Annotated in this window: 21 protein-coding genes; 8 read left to right on the forward strand and 13 right to left on the reverse strand. The window is 70.5% G+C overall.

Going from position 1 to position 15,800, the window contains the following annotated elements:
• Positions 1-53: 53 nt before the first annotated feature.
• The gene (locus tag ITJ62_RS02265; RefSeq protein ID WP_228497776.1) at positions 54-1,016 is read left to right on the forward strand and encodes a proline dehydrogenase family protein; all 963 of its coding nucleotides are present in this window, start codon (positions 54-56) and stop codon (positions 1,014-1,016) included.
• Here ITJ62_RS02265 and ITJ62_RS02270 read toward each other — a convergent pair whose 3' ends face one another.
• From ITJ62_RS02270 to ITJ62_RS02295, 6 genes are all read right to left on the reverse strand, one after another.
• Positions 1,017-1,556, reverse strand: coding sequence for a flavin reductase family protein (locus ITJ62_RS02270; protein ID WP_082916284.1), 540 nt, complete (start codon positions 1,554-1,556; stop codon positions 1,017-1,019).
• Positions 1,557-1,615: 59 nt separating this feature from the next.
• Complete coding sequence (locus tag ITJ62_RS02275) at positions 1,616-2,038, reverse strand: HIT family protein (RefSeq protein ID WP_194599512.1); 423 nt, start codon at positions 2,036-2,038, stop codon at positions 1,616-1,618.
• A gap of 56 nt (positions 2,039-2,094) precedes the next feature.
• Entirely contained in the window at positions 2,095-3,417 is a 1,323-nt protein-coding gene (locus ITJ62_RS02280; RefSeq protein ID WP_194599513.1) for an APC family permease, read from the reverse strand.
• Positions 3,418-3,498: 81 nt separating this feature from the next.
• Positions 3,499-4,083 (reverse strand): SRPBCC family protein, encoded by a 585-nt coding sequence (locus ITJ62_RS02285; protein WP_194599514.1) that lies wholly within the window; start codon positions 4,081-4,083, stop codon positions 3,499-3,501.
• Positions 4,084-4,116: 33 nt separating this feature from the next.
• Positions 4,117-5,595, reverse strand: a complete 1,479-nt coding sequence (locus ITJ62_RS02290) for an NAD(P)/FAD-dependent oxidoreductase (RefSeq protein WP_194599515.1) — start codon at positions 5,593-5,595, stop codon at positions 4,117-4,119.
• Positions 5,596-5,600: 5 nt separating this feature from the next.
• A complete protein-coding gene (locus tag ITJ62_RS02295) occupies positions 5,601-6,599 on the reverse strand; it encodes an SDR family oxidoreductase (RefSeq protein ID WP_194599516.1) in 999 nt (332 codons plus the stop codon).
• 208 nt (positions 6,600-6,807) lie between these two features.
• Between ITJ62_RS02295 and ITJ62_RS02300 the strand changes: the two genes are divergently transcribed.
• From ITJ62_RS02300 to ITJ62_RS02315, 4 genes are all read left to right on the forward strand, one after another.
• Entirely contained in the window at positions 6,808-7,512 is a 705-nt protein-coding gene (locus ITJ62_RS02300; protein ID WP_194599517.1) for a GAF and ANTAR domain-containing protein, read from the forward strand.
• The gene (locus tag ITJ62_RS02305; RefSeq protein WP_194599518.1) at positions 7,509-8,249 is read left to right on the forward strand and encodes a GAF and ANTAR domain-containing protein; all 741 of its coding nucleotides are present in this window, start codon (positions 7,509-7,511) and stop codon (positions 8,247-8,249) included. The genes ITJ62_RS02300 and ITJ62_RS02305 overlap by 4 nt, the downstream gene beginning before the upstream one ends.
• 170 nt (positions 8,250-8,419) lie before the next feature.
• Positions 8,420-8,620 carry a DUF2795 domain-containing protein gene (locus ITJ62_RS02310; RefSeq protein WP_158596586.1) on the forward strand — a complete coding sequence of 67 codons (201 nt, stop codon included), beginning with the start codon at positions 8,420-8,422 and terminating at the stop codon, positions 8,618-8,620.
• A 191-nt stretch (positions 8,621-8,811) separates the two neighbouring features.
• A complete protein-coding gene (locus tag ITJ62_RS02315; protein WP_194599519.1) occupies positions 8,812-9,117 on the forward strand; it encodes an ATP-dependent DNA ligase in 306 nt (101 codons plus the stop codon).
• Positions 9,118-9,167: 50 nt separating this feature from the next.
• On the opposite strand, the gene ITJ62_RS02320 is transcribed toward ITJ62_RS02315, so the two are convergent.
• Positions 9,168-9,509: a hypothetical protein gene (locus ITJ62_RS02320; RefSeq protein ID WP_194599520.1), complete on the reverse strand. Its 342-nt coding sequence runs from the start codon at positions 9,507-9,509 to the stop codon at positions 9,168-9,170.
• A gap of 103 nt (positions 9,510-9,612) precedes the next feature.
• Between ITJ62_RS02320 and ITJ62_RS02325 the strand changes: the two genes are divergently transcribed.
• A complete protein-coding gene (locus tag ITJ62_RS02325) occupies positions 9,613-9,813 on the forward strand; it encodes a hypothetical protein (RefSeq protein ID WP_085512068.1) in 201 nt (66 codons plus the stop codon).
• A 67-nt stretch (positions 9,814-9,880) separates the two neighbouring features.
• Here ITJ62_RS02325 and ITJ62_RS02330 read toward each other — a convergent pair whose 3' ends face one another.
• Together ITJ62_RS02330 and ITJ62_RS02335 are read right to left on the reverse strand one after the other, a co-directional pair.
• Entirely contained in the window at positions 9,881-10,030 is a 150-nt protein-coding gene (locus ITJ62_RS02330) for a hypothetical protein (protein WP_194599521.1), read from the reverse strand.
• Between the two features lie 60 nt (positions 10,031-10,090).
• Positions 10,091-10,372 carry a hypothetical protein gene (locus ITJ62_RS02335; protein WP_194599522.1) on the reverse strand — a complete coding sequence of 94 codons (282 nt, stop codon included), beginning with the start codon at positions 10,370-10,372 and terminating at the stop codon, positions 10,091-10,093.
• A gap of 257 nt (positions 10,373-10,629) precedes the next feature.
• Here ITJ62_RS02335 and ITJ62_RS02340 point away from each other — a divergent pair, with 257 nt between their 5' ends.
• Entirely contained in the window at positions 10,630-10,947 is a 318-nt protein-coding gene (locus ITJ62_RS02340; RefSeq protein WP_194599523.1) for a hypothetical protein, read from the forward strand.
• Between the two features lie 22 nt (positions 10,948-10,969).
• On the opposite strand, the gene ITJ62_RS02345 is transcribed toward ITJ62_RS02340, so the two are convergent.
• From ITJ62_RS02345 to ITJ62_RS02355, 3 genes are read right to left on the reverse strand one after another with little or no spacing between them, the layout of a single operon-like run.
• Positions 10,970-11,236: a Rho termination factor N-terminal domain-containing protein gene (locus ITJ62_RS02345; protein WP_194599524.1), complete on the reverse strand. Its 267-nt coding sequence runs from the start codon at positions 11,234-11,236 to the stop codon at positions 10,970-10,972.
• Positions 11,237-11,265: 29 nt separating this feature from the next.
• Positions 11,266-12,021 (reverse strand): ThuA domain-containing protein, encoded by a 756-nt coding sequence (locus ITJ62_RS02350; protein WP_194599525.1) that lies wholly within the window; start codon positions 12,019-12,021, stop codon positions 11,266-11,268.
• Complete coding sequence (locus ITJ62_RS02355; protein ID WP_085512072.1) at positions 12,018-13,154, reverse strand: Gfo/Idh/MocA family protein; 1,137 nt, start codon at positions 13,152-13,154, stop codon at positions 12,018-12,020. The genes ITJ62_RS02350 and ITJ62_RS02355 overlap by 4 nt, the downstream gene beginning before the upstream one ends.
• A gap of 117 nt (positions 13,155-13,271) precedes the next feature.
• Here ITJ62_RS02355 and ITJ62_RS02360 point away from each other — a divergent pair, with 117 nt between their 5' ends.
• A complete protein-coding gene (locus tag ITJ62_RS02360) occupies positions 13,272-14,468 on the forward strand; it encodes an ROK family transcriptional regulator (RefSeq protein WP_194599526.1) in 1,197 nt (398 codons plus the stop codon).
• Positions 14,469-14,749: 281 nt separating this feature from the next.
• On the opposite strand, the gene ITJ62_RS02365 is transcribed toward ITJ62_RS02360, so the two are convergent.
• Positions 14,750-15,754, reverse strand: coding sequence for an SDR family NAD(P)-dependent oxidoreductase (locus ITJ62_RS02365; protein ID WP_194599527.1), 1,005 nt, complete (start codon positions 15,752-15,754; stop codon positions 14,750-14,752).
• Positions 15,755-15,800: the final 46 nt, after the last annotated feature.

A 15,800-nucleotide genomic window follows, 5' to 3' on the forward strand; every position in this document is an offset into this window, starting at 1 on the left:
CCCAGACCCCGGTGCCGTCCGGACCGTCACCCGGGACTGGATAGGGTCGAAGCATGCTGATGAACGACGAGACGCTGTCGCGCGCCGCCGACACCCTGCGAGCCTGGGCCCTCGACGAGGACCTCAAAGCGCGAGTCCTCGCCCACCCGGAGGCCGCCGCCGTGGCCAAGCGGGCCGCCCTGCGATACATCGCCGGCGAGGACGCGGCGTCGGCGTTGCGGCTCCTCGAAGCGAACGCCGATCGTGGACACCGCTGGAGCATCGAGCTCGTCGGCGAGTCCGTCCGCGACGCACGTGTCGCCGACGAACAGACCGCGGAGTTCATCGACCTCGCCCGCCGGATCAGCGAATCCGACCAGACCGCGACGATCTCGCTCGACCTCTCCCACATCGGTTCCGTCGTCTCCCCCGAGCTCGGCCTGCGCAACGGCCTGGCGCTCGCACAGGCGGCCCGGGACGCCGGGACCTCGCTCATGATCTCCGCCGAGGGTTCCGACCGCACGGACCTCGTGTTGTCGATCTACGAGCAGATCGCCGACCGGTTCCCGGAGACCGGCATCACCCTGCAGGCGAGACTGCACCGTACCTCCGCGGACCTCGACCGCGTGCTGCATCGGCCCGGGCCGATCCGCGTCGTCAAGGGCGCCTTCCTCGAATCGACCGAGGTGGCCCACCCCCGCGACTCGGCGCCGATGACCGCCGCCTACATCAGCATGGTCACGCGACTCGTGGGGTCGGGTCACCGCGTCAACGTCGCCACCCACGACGCGAACCTCGTCGCCGCACTCGAGGGCGCGCTCGGCGACGACCTCCGTCAGCCGCACGTGGAGTTCGAGATGCTGCAGGGACTCGGCACCGAACTGCTCGACGACCTCCGCCGCCGCGGGTTCACGACGCGCGAGTACCTCGTCTACGGACCCGAGTGGTGGCTCTACGTCCTCAACCGGATCGCCGAGCACCCCGAGCGGGTCATCGAGGCGATCGCTGACATCGGCCCGATCGCGCTCCTCGCCTGATCAACCGAGCGGGTCGGACTCCAGGCGGTGGAAGTTGCGGTTCTGGTAGACGAGCGCCGGCGCGTCCGTGCCGGGCGGGATGACCTCCAGCACCTCGGCGATGACGAGCATCGAGCTGCCGGCCGGGACCGTCTGCACGATCCGGCAGCGCAGTGCCGCACGGGCACTCGGCAGGTAGGGCTCGCCGGTCGCGAGTCGCTCCCAGTGCTGTTCCGGGGTGAAGCGCGGCTCCCCCGTCTTGGCGAACGCCTTCGCGACCTCCAGGTGGTGATCCGCCAGGAGGTGGACGACGACCGTTCCCGCACTGAGCAGTCCGCCCGCGGACCCCGTGGCCCGCGTGACCGAGAAGGACAGCATCGGCGGGTCGACGGCCACCGACGCGACCGATGACGCCGTCAGCCCGACGTCTCCCCGATCGGTCGAGGCACTGATCAGCGCGACGCCCGCCGGGTGGTCACGGAACGCCGTCTTGAACCCGTCGACGGTCGCGGCGCGGGCGAGGGCATCGGGATCAGCGGACGGCGTGGTGGGAATGGTCATGCTTCAACCGTAGAACCTCAATCGGTCTTGAGGTCAACTCAAGGAGCAGTGATCTCCGGCTACTCGAACATCTCCGCGAGGAGCGCGTGCGGGTCGCCGTCGACCCGGTGCTTCGAGCGGCCCTCGGGCCAGAACGTGACCCCGTCGTCATCCCAGCACGGGACGACGTGGAGATGGAGGTGGGGGACGCTCTGCCCGGCGTCGGCACCGGACGCACTCAGCACGACGACGCCGGTCGCCCCGAGCGCCGCCCGCATCGCGCGTCCCACCCGCTGAGCGAGGGCGGTCGTCGCCTGTAGGGCTCGCGGATCGGCGTCGAGCAGGCCGACGCTGTGCGCCCGCGGCACGACCAGGGTGTGTCCGGGCGCGAGCTCCGACTCGGGCAACGGCCGGAAGGCGACCGCCTCGTCCTCGCGCTCCACCCAGGTGATGTCGTCGGGCTCGTCACGCAGGATGCGGCAGAAGGTGCAGGTGTCGGACATCAGTCCATTGTCAGGGTCACATCGACGGCTCCGGTCATCGATCGGCGCCGCGCGTGTCACCCCTTCCGGCGCCGGACCACACGCGTGATCGCGTAGAGCACGACGCCGACCGCGACGATGATGCCGCCACGCAACCAGACCTCGGCGCTCTGCTGCGTGAGGAGGACGATGCAGGACAGGACCGCGAGGACCGGCAGGACCGTCCACGCACGGAAGTGGGCATGCTCGACGCGCTCGCGCCGCAGGACGAGCACCGCGATGTTCGTGCTGAGGAAGACGATGAGCAGGAGTAGCACGACCGTCTCGGCGAGCGTCGCGATGCTGCCGGTGGCCGTGAGGACCATCGCGACACCCGTGGTCACGATGATCGCGACCCACGGCGTACCGCGCTTCGGCAACACCTTCGTGAAGACGCTCGGCAGCAGCCCCTGCGAGCCCATGCCGTAGGCGAGGCGGCTCGACATGATCATCGTGAGCAGCGCACCGTTCGCGACCGCCACGAGCGCGATGATGCTGAACAACCACGCGGGGATGCCGACGCCGGTCGCCTGGATCACGGTCAGCAGCGGACCGGTCGATTCGCCGAGCTCGTCGGAGGGCACGGCGATCGAGGCCGCGGTGCCGACGAGGACGTACAGCACTCCGGCGGTCGCGAGGGCACCGAAGAGCGCCTTCGGGTAGACCCGCGACGGATCCTTGACCTCTTCGATGACGTTCGCACTCGTCTCGAACCCGACGAAGGAGTAGTAGGCGAGCAGAGCCGCACCGAAGACGGCGATGACGGGGCTGCCACCCTCAGCGAACTGCGTCGCACGACCGAGGTCGCCCCGGCCTCCGCCGAGCATCATCGCGACCGCCACCACGACGAGGACGAGGCCGGTGGTCTCGATCATCGTCATGACGAGGTTCGCCCGGACGGACTCCTTGATGCCGCGGGCGTTGATCAGCGCGATCACCAGGAGGAACAGCACGGCGCCGAGGACCGGCGGCAGGTCGATGAAGGTCGCGAGGTAGTCACCGGCGAAGGCCAGCGCCAGCCCGGACGCACTCACGACGCCCGCCGCGAGCATGCAGTAGCCGACGAGGAACGAGACGATCGGCCGCTTGTAGGCGCGCTCGGCGAACACGGCCGAACCACCCGCCTTCGGGTACTTCGTCACGAGCTCCGCGTAGGACGCGGCGGTGAGCAGCGCGAGCAGCAGCGCGACGATCATCGGGACCCAGGTGACCCCGCCGACCTCCCCGGCGATCTGGCCGATCAGGGCGTAGATGCCCGCGCCCAGCACGTCCCCGAGGATGAACAGGTAGAGCATCTTGCCGGAGATGTCGCGTTTGAGCGTGGACGGAGGATCAGCCCTGGTGGTGTCGGTCGAGGTCATCCGCGCAACGGTACGGCAGCTGTGGAACCCCGCCCCGTGCTTGCTATCCCGGCGCGGTTGTGCGTCGGCGTCGGGTCGACGTCAGTGACGGGCGAGCTTGCGCGCCACCGCGACCACCGGCACGGCGACGACGAGGACCGACGCCACCCGCGCGAACAACGACCGCTTCGGGAACTCGGCGCGCTTCCGATCGTCTGCGGTCGGTTCGGCCGCCTCCACCAGGTGGGTGCCGCCGGCGCCGCCCTCAGCGAGGTGGGCGAGTCGGCGCAGGGTCTCGATGTTGCGGATGTGCAGCCCGATGTCGAGGATCCAGACGGGGATGAGCGCGCCCGGTCCAGCCACCGCGTGCTCATGCAGGTGGACGAGGCAGCCACGCTCATGCGGTTCCACCTCGACCGCCACGCGGGCCTCTCCGAGCGGCCACCCCTTCGGCTGGATGACGAACCGGTGCGGCGCGTCCCACTGGAGCACGGTCGTCTCGTCGTTCAGCACCGCCGGCCACACACCGAAGGAGTGGTGCAGCTTCCCGCCCACGTGCGGCCACCGGTCACCGACGTCGCGCATGCGGGACGCGCCGACCACCCACGCAGGGAAGAGCCAGCCGTCGGCGAGGACGGCGAAGACACGGTCGGGCGGGCAGTCGAGGATCCGAGTGGTGTGGGACACGGTGGTGTTCCTTTCGCTGGAGCAGGGACGAGGTCAGGAGGTCGGACGCGGTCGATCGGGCGCGAGTGACGGCATGCGATCGCGGCCGAAGACCGAGCGGAGGGCGCTGCGGGCGGCGTGCCAGCCGGCGAGACCATGGACGCCCGGGCCGGGCGGGGTCGACGAGGAGCAGAGGAAGATCCCCGGCGTCGGCGTCCGCCACGGGTCGTTCGAGAGCACGGGACGCGCGACGAGCTGCGCGAAGCTCGCGGCACCTGCGGCGATGTCGCCGAGGACGTAGTTCGGGTTGTACCGCGCCATGTCACGGGCGGTCATCGACGCCGACGTCAGGATCACGTCGCGGAACCCGGGGGCGAAGCGCTCGATCTGCCGGATGATCGCCTCGGTCTGGTCGAGACCGGACCCGCTCGGCACGTGCGTGTACGCCCAGAGGACCTGGGCGTCCCCGGGCGCCCGTCCCGGGTCGCCGACGTCGGGCTGCGAGACGAGGACGTAGGGCGACTCGCTGTGCCGACCACGGGCGACGTCGCGCTCGGCGGCGGCGATCTCCGGGCGGGTACCACCGAGATGGAGCGTGCCGGCCCGGGCCAGTTCCGGGTTCGTCCACGGGACGGGACCCGAGAGCGCGAAGTCGACCTTGGCCACGCCGTCCCCGTACCGGAACCGGGAGAGACGACGGAGGTACGCGTCGGGCAGTCGGCTGCCCGCGATCTCGGCGAGCGCCTTCGGCGTCGTGTCGAACAGGACGGCGCGGGCGGACGGCAGCTCGTCCATGGATCGCACCTCGGTTCCGGTGACGATCTCACCGCCGTGGGCCAGCAGGTCGGCCGCGAGCGCGTCGACGATCGCCTGGCTGCCGCCGACGGGGATGGGCCAACCGCGGGCGTGCGCATACGCGCCGAGCGACAGGGCGGCGGCCGAGGTGGACAGGCTCGGCATCGGCCGGATGGAGTGGGCGGCGACACCGCTGAGCATGGCCGGGGCCGTCTCCTCGCGGAACCGGAGGTTCCAGGCCGGGCTCCCCTGCTCGAGGGCGCGGAGGCCGAAGCGTGCGACCGTGACCGGGTGGCGCGGCACCTGCAGGAGCTTGCCGCCGGTGAACTGCGAGACGCGGTCGGCGTCGGCGGCGAGCGGACCCATGAGCGAGCGCCAGGCCGCGCCGTCACGTCCGAGGGCGTCGGCGGTGCGGTCGATGTCGCGGTAGGCGATCCCGGCCCGTCCACCGTCGAGCGGGTGGGCGTAGGAGATCTCCGGAACGACGAGGTCGATGCGGCGCTCGAGGCCGAAGGACCGGAAGAACCCGGAGGCGAGCGCCATCGGGTGGACCGCGGAGCAGATGTCGTGGTGGAAGCCGGGCAGCGTCAGCTCGGCGGTCCTGGCACCACCACCGATCGTGTCGCCCCGCTCGACCACCTGCACGTGCAGGCCGGCCCTGGCAAGGGTCACCGCGGCCGCGAGCCCGTTGGGGCCCGCGCCGACGACCACCGCGTCGAACTGCTCGCGCCGCGCCATCGTGCTCAGCGCCGCTTCGCCGCGCCGGCCACCAGGGCGACACCCGCTGCGAGGGTGCCGGCGGCGGTCGCGTACACGGCCCGCCGGTGGCGGATCGCCCAGGTCTGCGGGCTCCACGAGTGGGCCTTGTCGCTGAACACGCCGCGAGCGCCGTGGTCGCCGGGGGCGGGCGTGTAGACGTTGTCGGGCATGCGCGGGTCGTGCTTGTCCGGCGCGAGCTGTCCGGAGTATCCGGTCCTGGCGAGGAACCAGTCGAGGAATCCGCCGGCGAAGCGGTCTCCGAGGATCGTGCCGACGGTGGACTCCCCCACCCAGGTGCGTCGCCGCGGCCGGTCCGCGACGTCGGCGATGGCGGTCGCGCCGACCTCGGGTTGGTAGATCGGCGGCACCGGCTGCGGGTGCTCGGGCAGCTGCGACTTCACCCAGCTGAACTGGATGGTGTTGAGCGCCGGCATGTCCACGGTCGAGAGCTTGACGTTGCTGCCGTCGTGGAGCAGTTCGGCGGTCACCGACTCTGTGAACCCGCGAGCGCCGAACTTCGACCCGCAGTAGGCGGCCTGCAGCGGGATGCCGCGGTGGGCGAGGGCGGATCCGACCTGGATCACGTGCCCACGGTCACGCGGGACCATGCGCGAGAGGGCGGCCCTGGTGCCGTTGACGAAGCCGAAGAAGTTGACGGCTACAGCGCGCTCGAAGTCCGCCGGTTCGGTCGTGAGGAAGTCCCCGAAGACGCCGACCATGGCGCAGTTCACCCAGAGTTCGATCGGTCCGAGTTCCGCCTCGACCCGGTCCGCCGCCTGCTCGACGGCCTCCCGGTCGGCGACGTCCGTCGGGACGCCCAGCCCGCGACGCCCGGCCTGTTCGACCTCGGCAACGGTGGCGGCGAGTCCGTCCTCACCGCGGGCCAGGACAGCGACGTCCCAGCCACGGGCGGCGAGCTCACGGACGGTCGCGCGACCGAGCCCCGCGGTTCCGCCGGTGACGACGGCGACCCCGCGGCTCATCGTGCCGACCGATCGGTTGCTGCGGACCGGTTGGCGGAGGGGCGCGGTGGGGTTGTCGTCGTCAGAGGCATGACGCCACGTTAGGCGAATCCACGCCGCCAGGGCGGCCCCTTGCTTTCCCAGCCAGGACGGATCATCGCCCGGCGATCATTGCGGGATAGCCGTACGATGAGCGGAGACCACCCTTGAGCCCGGAAGGAATGCAGACATGAGCGACACCTTCGCCATCGTGTACAGCGCACTCGACCGGGTCGACGAGGACGACCAGCTGGTGGAACCGATCCTGCGGCTCATGCCCCTCAGCGGCGTCTCGATCGCGACACTCGGCGACACCCTGAGCCCCGAGACGATCGCCGCGAGCGACGAGCAGATCGCGTTGATCGACGAACTCCAGTTCGACCTCTCCGAAGGCCCGTGCTGGGACGCCGTCGGCAGCGGCCGCCCGGTGCTCGAGGAGGCCGTCAAGCGGAACGGCTACGACTCCTGGCCGTCGTTCACCGAGGCGATCCGCGACCACGCGGTCGGCTCCATCTTCGCCTTCCCGCTCCGCGTCGGGCCACTCCAGGTGGGCGCGGTCGAGCTGTACGACGCCGAGGAGCGCACGCTGGACACCCAGGCGGTCGAGGACATGATGTCCCTCACCCGCCCGCTCAGCCGGTACGTGCTCCGACGCACCCTCGAACTCGCGAGCCTCCCCGACACGACGCAGCTGAAGCCCCACGCCCGACGCCGGATCCATCAGGCGACCGGGTTCGTGATCGCGCAACTCGGCCTCACGCCCGACGACGCCCACCTGCTGATCCAGGCTCAGGCCTTCGCCCAGAACCGCTCGATGTCGGACGTCGCCGAGGACATCCTCGAACGTCGCACCGGCTACGTGCTGCGCGACGACACGATCGAAGACGAGCGATGAGCGCGCGCGGCGACGACGGGACCGGTTCCGAGCTCCGTCACTCGACCGCCCTGCTCGACGTGTTCGCGACGCTCGCCGACACCCTGGTGGACGACTACGACGTCGTCGACCTGCTCCAGGCCCTGGTCGACGCCACCGTCGACCTCCTCGACGTCCAGGCCTCGGGCATCCTCCTGGCGGACCCGCACGGTGACCTCGAACTGATCACGTCGACCAGCGAGTCCGGGAAGCTCGTCGAACTCATCCAGCTGAGCGCGGACGAGGGCCCCTGCATCGACAGCTTCCGCGGGGCCATGCCGGTGTCGATCCCGGAGATCGCCGCGGTCGCAGCAGACTGGCCGAGATTCGCCGAGGTCGCGGCGACCGCTGGGTTCCGGTCGGCTCATGCCTTCCCGCTGCGGCTCCGCCGGACGACCATCGGCACCCTCAACCTGTTCCGCACGACACCGGAAGCCCTCGACCGGTTCGAGTCGCAGGCCGCACAGGCGATGGCCGACGTCGCGACCATCGGCATCCTGCACGAGCGCACCCTCCGTGAGAGTGACGCGACCCGCGAACAGCTGGAGTCCGCGCTGCAGTCCAGGGTCGTCATCGAGCAGGCGAAGGGCGTCGTCGCCTACACCGCCGCGATCTCGGTCGAAGAGGCCTTCGAGCGCATCAGGAAGCACGCTCGCGGCGGACGTCGTGCCCTGGCCGACGTCGCCCGCGACATCGTGGAGCGGCGCCTCGAGCTCTGACGATGCACCTCACTCCGGCCGCGTAGCAGCTCGACGATGGAAAGACAAGAGCGCGCCGAGCGGCCGGACGGGATGGACACTCGAAGGAGGGCACGGCGGTCTGACGACCGGTCGACGCAGCCGGCCCGCCTGACATCGGGTGCCACGACGCGCCCAGAGAGGAGATGCTCGTGTTCACCGAGCTCGACGAATTCCTACGTGGCATGGAGTACCCCTGCCGCCCCAGCGACCTGACGCGTGAGGCCCGCCGCGACCTGCTCCCGACCCACCTGGTCGAGGCGCTCCGCTCACTCCCCGAGCGCAGCTACACCAGCCGTTGGGACGTCCTGCACCGCACCTCGATCGCGGAGGCACTGCCGATCAGCGTCTGAGCGATCGCGCATGACCGCGAAGCGGCACCGGCATCGCGCCGGTGCCGCTTCGGCGCGTCGGGTCCGGAGACCCGATCCACCGACCGGTCCTGGTCGGAACGCCCGCACCGGTTCGCAACCCCCTTGGGCAGCGTGGCGCTTCCGCAGGACCGGGATTACGGTGGAAACCGGAGAACGGAGCAGGAGAACCCATGGGCAAGATGATCTACGACGCAGACGTGTCGGTGACGTTCGACGATCGCGTCCTCGCCCACCTGCAACAGGTCATCGGCGCGAAACTCCGCCGCGGCGAGGCGTTCTACTTCGGGTGGAAGGACGACCCTCGGTCGGGCGACGGCCGGACCACGATCTGGCTGCATCCGTCGATGTCCCTCCGGTTCAAGTACGCGGGCAGCGTCCCGGTCGAACTCAATCGTGCCTGGCTCGATGCGCTCGCGGTCAGCGCCGACTCGAACCAGGGTCTCGTCCTCGTGCCGGAGCCGGGTCCGCGCACCTGAGCCTCACGGTCGCGCGCACCTCGCGGTCGTGATCGCAGCCTGATCTGCACTCACATCGAGCGTTCGTCGAACTCCAGATCGTCCACGTCGGTGAGTTCGGTCTCCCACTCCGGCCGGGCCGGCTGGAGCGCCGCGGTCCGCCGTTCGAGCTCGGCGATGATCTCCTCGTCGAAGGGCTCCTTCGAGGCGTTCTCCACGGGCGTCGAGAACAGCTGGCTCGCGGGTCCGACGAGGAGGTGGGCGTACCCGAGGCTGCCGCCGTCGGAGATGGTCGGCACCACCGCGATGTCGGACTCGCCGGTCTGGGCGAGAGCCCGCGCATACCGGAGCAGCGCCTTGCAGGTCTGGTCGGCCATCAGCAGGTACCCGCCGGCGTAGTGCAACTTCCTCATACGACCATTCTGGGAACCGAAGCGGTCGGGCCGTCAGACCTTGCATCCGCAACCCGGAGGGTATACCGGGAGGCACCGGCTGCCCGTGCGCTATCGTCTGGGCATGACCGACAGCGACCAGACTCCCAACACGCACGACGAGAACCGGCACGACCAGCTGACGACCGCCCCGAACGCGACCGAAGCCGACGCGGCTCCCCGCATCGACGTCACCGACCAGGGCGACGGCGTCACCCGCATCGACATCCGCGACGACGCGGCGGTGCGCCCGGGCGCGGATCCCGAGGACACCGAGCAGGGCTGAGCCCCGCCCGCTGCACGACGAAGCGCCGCCGACCCGAGGGTCGGCGGCGCTTCCGCGTGCGATGGACTCAGCGAGCGTCCGTGTCCGGCTGCTCGAGCACGTCCGGCTCGTCCGCCGTGTCCTCGTCCGTCGACTCGTCCGGGATCTCGGTGGGCGGGGTGCCCGCGACCATGTCCGGGTCGGTACCCAATGCGTCTGCTCCGGTGAAGTCACTCATGTCGCTCCTGCTTCCTGTGGTGGTGGTCTCGGTGTGGTGCTGGTGTTGATCTGATGCTGATCAGGCGACGACGACGTGCAATCCGCCGGTGATCTCGATCTCCTCGAGCATCTCGGCGGCCATGCGCTCGTCGATCGGTGGCTCGAACTCGGCGTCGAACGCGAAGATGATCGGCTGCTCGGGCGACACGGTGACCGGCTCCGACGATTGGAAGCGCCCGCGGTGGAGCTGCAGTCGGAACGAACGCTCGCCTTGCATCCGTGTGAGGATCACGCGTTCCAGTTGGGCGAGCGTCTGATCGTCGACCTGCGATCGGAGCGCACCGAGGCGGAGGAATCCCATCGTCAGCTCCCTTCTCAGGCATGCCACGCTAGCGCGGCATGATCGGGTCGTCGGGGCCATTGCGCGGACGGCCCGGGCAGCGGACAATGCGCGTGCGCGTCGGCGATCGGTCACCGCATTGTGGATAATCGGGCGAGCTCCCCGAATGTCTCGTATCCTGAGAGAGCGCTTCATCGACCCGGACCCCGTCGGGATGCGCACAGCTGTCGGCCGCTGGCGTCGACGGCCATCTCCGGGGTCGGAAGTCGAGGATTCCCATGGGACAACTGGTGTACGGCACTGGCGACGCGCGTGTGCGGCTCGACGACCGCACGCTCGCCCACGTCAAGACGATCGCGCTCATGAAGCTGCGACGGAACGAGTCGTTCGCGCTCACGGTCCGACAGGACACGACCACCGACGGACGCACGACGCTCTGGCTGCACCCGGCGATCGCCCTGCAGTTCTCCTTCGACACCGACGAGGTCGGCGAGATGGACCGCGCTCTGCTCGAAGGCTTCATGCACGAGGCGAACACCGGAGAGGTCGTCGTGCACGCGACGACCGGCGACGACGCGACCGCCCAGGCGAAGTAGCCCGGGCGGCGGCGCCGCCTGCTCAGCTGTCCCGGAGCATCGTGATGAGTTCGCTCTTCCGCTTGTCGGAGTAGCCGGTCAGGCCGATCTCCTTCGCGCGATCCCGGAGCCGCGCGACGGTCCAGTCCTCGTAGGACCCGGCCTCGCCGCCCTTCTCCCCGATCGTCGAGCGTCCCTGCTTCGCCGCGGCGTTCGAGATCCGAGCGGCCTTGCCCTTCGACGCGCCGTCGTCGCGGAGCTTCTCGTAGAGCTCGGGGTCCTTCAGTGACGGGTTCTGTTCGTCAGGCATGTCGTCCCTCCAGATGATCTGCGGGCAGACTACCCCTGCGCGTTCAGGAACCAGTCCCTCGGGTGCTGATCCGCGGTCGGCGGCGTGCGCTCGATCGTCGGGCGCGCCCACTCGGCCGCGTTCGCCAGCACTCGGCGGATGTCGGGGTGGTGGTAGACCGGGTATTCCTGGTCGCCGGGTGAGAAGTAGAACACGCGCCCGCGTCCCCGGTGGTAGGCGACGCCGGACCGGAAGACCTCGCCGCCGGCGAAGGTGGAGAGGAACACCTCCTCGTCGGGGCGCGGGATGTCGAAGTGCTCCCCGTACATCTCCTGGCGGTCGATGACGATGGGGTGCGGGACGCCCTGCGCGATCGGGTGGTCCGGGAGCACCGTCCAGACGAGTTCGCGCTCGCCGTCGTTGCGCCACTTGAGCGCGCAGCTCGTCCCCATGAGGCGCTGGAAGACCCGCGAGTAGTGACCGGAGTGCAGCACGACGATGCCCATGCCGGCGTGGACGTGCCGGACGACCCGCTCCACGACCTCGTCGGAGACCTGGTCGTGGGCGATGTGCCCCCACCAGAAGAGGACGTCGGTGTTCGCGAGGACCTCCTCGGTGAGACCGTGCTCGGGATCCTGGAGGGTCGCGGTCGAGACGGACACGGCGTCGCCGAGCGACTCCTCGAGGCCCGCCGCGATCACGGCATGGATGCCGTCGGGGTAGTGCCCGAGCACCACGGCGTCACCGCGGGACTCGTGGACGAACTCGTTCCAGACGCGGATGCGGATCGGTGTCGTGGTGCTCATGCGGGGACCTCCAGTTCGTGCCCGGCAGCGGCCGAGGCATAGGCGGCGTCGATGACGCGGCTGCGGTGCAGTGCGTACTCGCCGTGGTGACCGGCGAACCGGAGTTCACCGCCGGCGGTCTCGCCCGCGCGGATGGTGTCGAGGAACTCGGCGATGACCGACTGGTGGTGACCGGCCGGGACCTGCACGGCGGGTCGCTCGATCGTCGGTGCACCGGCGACGTCGCGGTAGATCGTGACCGTGCCCTCGGTGTTGTAGTTGTCGACGTGGAGGCGGACGCCGCCCTCCGAGCCGAGGAGCTCGACCGAGATGTCCTCGTGCGCCTTCGAGTAGGACGCCCACGACGCCTCGAGGTGCAGGCTGCCGCCGTCCTCGAACCGCAGGAGCGCGGACGCGAAGTCCTCGACGTCGAAGGCGTGGGTGGACCGGCTCGAGACCGGACCGCCGCCGGAGGAGCCACCGCGACCGGCGCGGCCGAGCTCGTTGTACGCGACGGCCGAGACGTGCGTCACGCGCGGTTCGCCGAGGAGCGACAGCGCGATGTCGAGCACGTGGGAGCCGAGGTCGATGAGCGGCCCGCCACCGGCCGCAGCCTTGTTCGTGAACCAGGAGTCGATGCCGGGCACACCCTGGCGACGCAGCCAGGAGGCACGCGAGTGGTAGACGCGACCGATCGGCTCTTCGGCGAGGTAGCGCGCGAGGTAGGCGACGTCGGCACGACGGCGGTGGTTGTAGGCGACCTCGAGGACGCGGTCGGCGGCGGTCGCCGCCTCCACCATCTCGGCCGCGAGGTCGGCGGTCGTGGCGAGTGGCTTCTCGCAGAAGACGTGCTTGCCGCTGCGGAGCGCGGCCACGGCGATCGGGTGGTGCAGGGCGTTCGGCACGCCGATCGAGACGATGTCGAGGTCGTCCCGAGCGACGAGGTCCTCCCAGTCGGCGTAGGTCTCGGGGACCCCGCGGCTCTCAGCCAGCTCGGCGAGGCGCGCCGGTTCCTGGCCGGACAGGGCGACGACGGTGGCACCGGGGAGCGCGGTGAAGGCGTCCAGGTGCGTGGTCCCGGCGAAGCCGAGGCCGATGACGCCGACCCGGAGGTCCGAAGCGTCTGATGATGTCGGGGCGGTACTGGTGCTCATGCTCGGACGGTTCCTTTCGGGGTGCGGAGCCGAGCACTGTCGTGACCGGCGGTGGTCGACCTTCGCCACTAAATATAGCGGCCATATCTAGTAATGCAACCCTGCTACAGTCACCCCATGGCGGAACCGGGGATCGAGACGGGCAGGGCGAGCGTCGAACTTGTCGCCGCCTACGCCTTCGACCACGGTGCGTTCACGGCGAGCGACGTCATGGACGGGACCGGCCTGACCCGCGCCACCGTGCTGAACGCCTGCGACGCCCTCGCCGACCGCGGCTGGATCCGTGAGCTCGACGACGCCCGGGCCGCCGGCGACTACCGGCGAGGACGACCCGCCAGGCGCTACGAACTCGCCGCTGACATCGCGTTCGTCGTCGGACTCGACGTGGGCCAGCACCGGGTCGCGGCACTCGTCGCGACGCTCCGTGGCGAGGTCGTCGGCCGGGCCGAACGCCCCATCGTGGGTGGGGACGAGGACCCAGACCTCCGCCTCGCGACCGCACGGACCGTCGTCGAGGAGGCGACCGCGCAGGCCGGCGCGACCCCAGGACAGGTGCTCGTGACCGCCGTCGGCGTCCCGGCTCCGGTGGACGCGCACGGCCGCTCCCCGCGCGGCGATCACGACTACTGGGCCCGGATGAACCCCGACTTCGCGAGCCGCCTCGGCCCCTGGGGCGACGTCGTGCTCGAGAACGACGCCAACCTCGCGGCCACCGCCGAACGCGCCCTCGGGGAGGTGGCGCGCGAGTCCATCGCCGTCCTCCTGGCCGAGGCGAGCTTCGGCGCGGGACTCATCGTCGACGGTGTGCTGCTGCACGGCGGGGCCGGCGGTGCGGGCGAACTCCGGGTGCTCGGGATGGTCGAGGGCGTCGGTTCACCGGAGGGCCTCGACGGTGCGGCACGGTCGTGGCTGGAGGAGGACCAGCGATCCGGCGCGGTGCCGGCGGCCTCCCCGCTCGCCCGGATGCCGATCGGCACGCTCGACGTCGGCCGCATCATCGACGCCGCCGCCTCGGGCGACGCCTACGCCGGCAGGCTCGTCGAACGCCTCGGCGAGCGTCTCGGGCGGGTGTGCGTCCTGCTCGGCAGCCTGCTCGATGTGGACGAGGTCGTCGTGGCAGGCGGCGTGGCCCGCGTCGCCTCCCCCGTCATCGCCGCGGCTCAGACCTGGCTCGACGAGGGAACCTACGCCCCGACGCCGATCGTGCGGGCCTCGCGACTCGGCGCGGACGTCGTCGCCCTGGGCGCGATCACGCGAGCGGTCGCGACGATCCGCTCCCAGCCGTGGCGCTTCGCCGCTGCGATCCCGAGCTGAGCGGCCTACACACGGCGCAGGGCGGCCCGGACACGGGGCATCTCAGCCCGGACACGGCGCAGGGCCCCACCTTCCGCCAAGATCGGTGGGGCCCTGTGAGCGGTGTCACCGCAGTGCGAACGGTCGTTCCGGCCGTACTCGTTCAGACCGTTCGCAGGGGACGGGCGACGCAGAGCGGCCCGTGTGCTTCAAGATTCTCAGCAGAAACGGGTTCATCCCGCCCCCAACGGGTGTTAAGAATCGTGGTTCTTATCGATTGCTGAAGTTCTGCGCGAGCGCGGCTACTGCACCGACCATCCGCCGTCGGACGGCAGGATGACGCCGTTGACGTTGACGCCGTCGTCGCTCAGCAGGAAGGTGATGGACGCCGCGAGCTGCTCCGCGGTCGCGATCGTCGGGATCGCCGCCTGGAACGGTCCGAGCCGCGCCGAGCCGGCCTCGGAGACGTTCGGCGGGAACGGGATCCCCGTGGCGACACCGCCCGGGGCGACGGCGTTGACCCGGACGCCGTGCGGTCCGTACATGAAGGCGGCGCTCTTGGTCATGCCGACGACCGCGTGCTTCGAGGTCGTGTAGGCGTTCCCCGAGGCGTTGCCGCGAAGCCCGGCCTCGGACGCGATGTTGACGACCGAACCGGATCCGGCCGCGACCATCGACGGCAGGACCGCGCGGGTCAGCTTGAAGGCGCCGGTGACGTTCACGCCCATCACCCGTTCCCAGGTCGCGTCGGAGGTCTCGTGGAGCGGGGAGAAGTCGTCGTTGATGCCGGCGACGTTGGCGAGCGCGTCGATCCGATCCCCTGCCGCGGCGACGATCGCGTCGATGTCGTCCTGCTTCGTGATGTCGCCGGCGACCGTGACGAGGTCGGCGTCCGGCAGGCTCGCGGCGAGGTCGGCGAGCTTGTCCTCGAAGAGGTCGACGGCCACGACCCGACCGCCTTCGCGCGCGACGCGGGATGCCGTGGCACGGCCGATGCCGGAAGCAGCCCCGGTGACGATCACGGTCTTCCCGACGAACCGGCCGATGGTGATGCGCTCCTGCCACCCCTGGGGCGCGTCGTCGACGGGTGCGACGCCGTCGTTCGCGGCGAGCACGAGGTCGTCGATGAGCGACTGGGGCAGCTTGCCCTGGCTCAGGGCGACGAGCTGCTGGAGCGGGAGGCCCGAGATCGGGGCGAGCTGCGATTCCTCGGTGCCCAGCTGGGTGAGGAGGCCGCGGATGAGCGGTCCACCGGTGGGGTCGGCGAGCCACGCGGCGATCGGGGTGTTGGCGGTGAGGGCGCTCATGGGGTTCCTTCGTTCTCGGGAGGGCGATGAGCGGCGGGATCGCATG

It is taken from the genome of Plantibacter sp. VKM Ac-2876 (assembly GCF_015350715.1).
GTDB classification, from domain to species: Bacteria; Actinomycetota; Actinomycetes; order Actinomycetales; family Microbacteriaceae; genus Plantibacter; species Plantibacter auratus.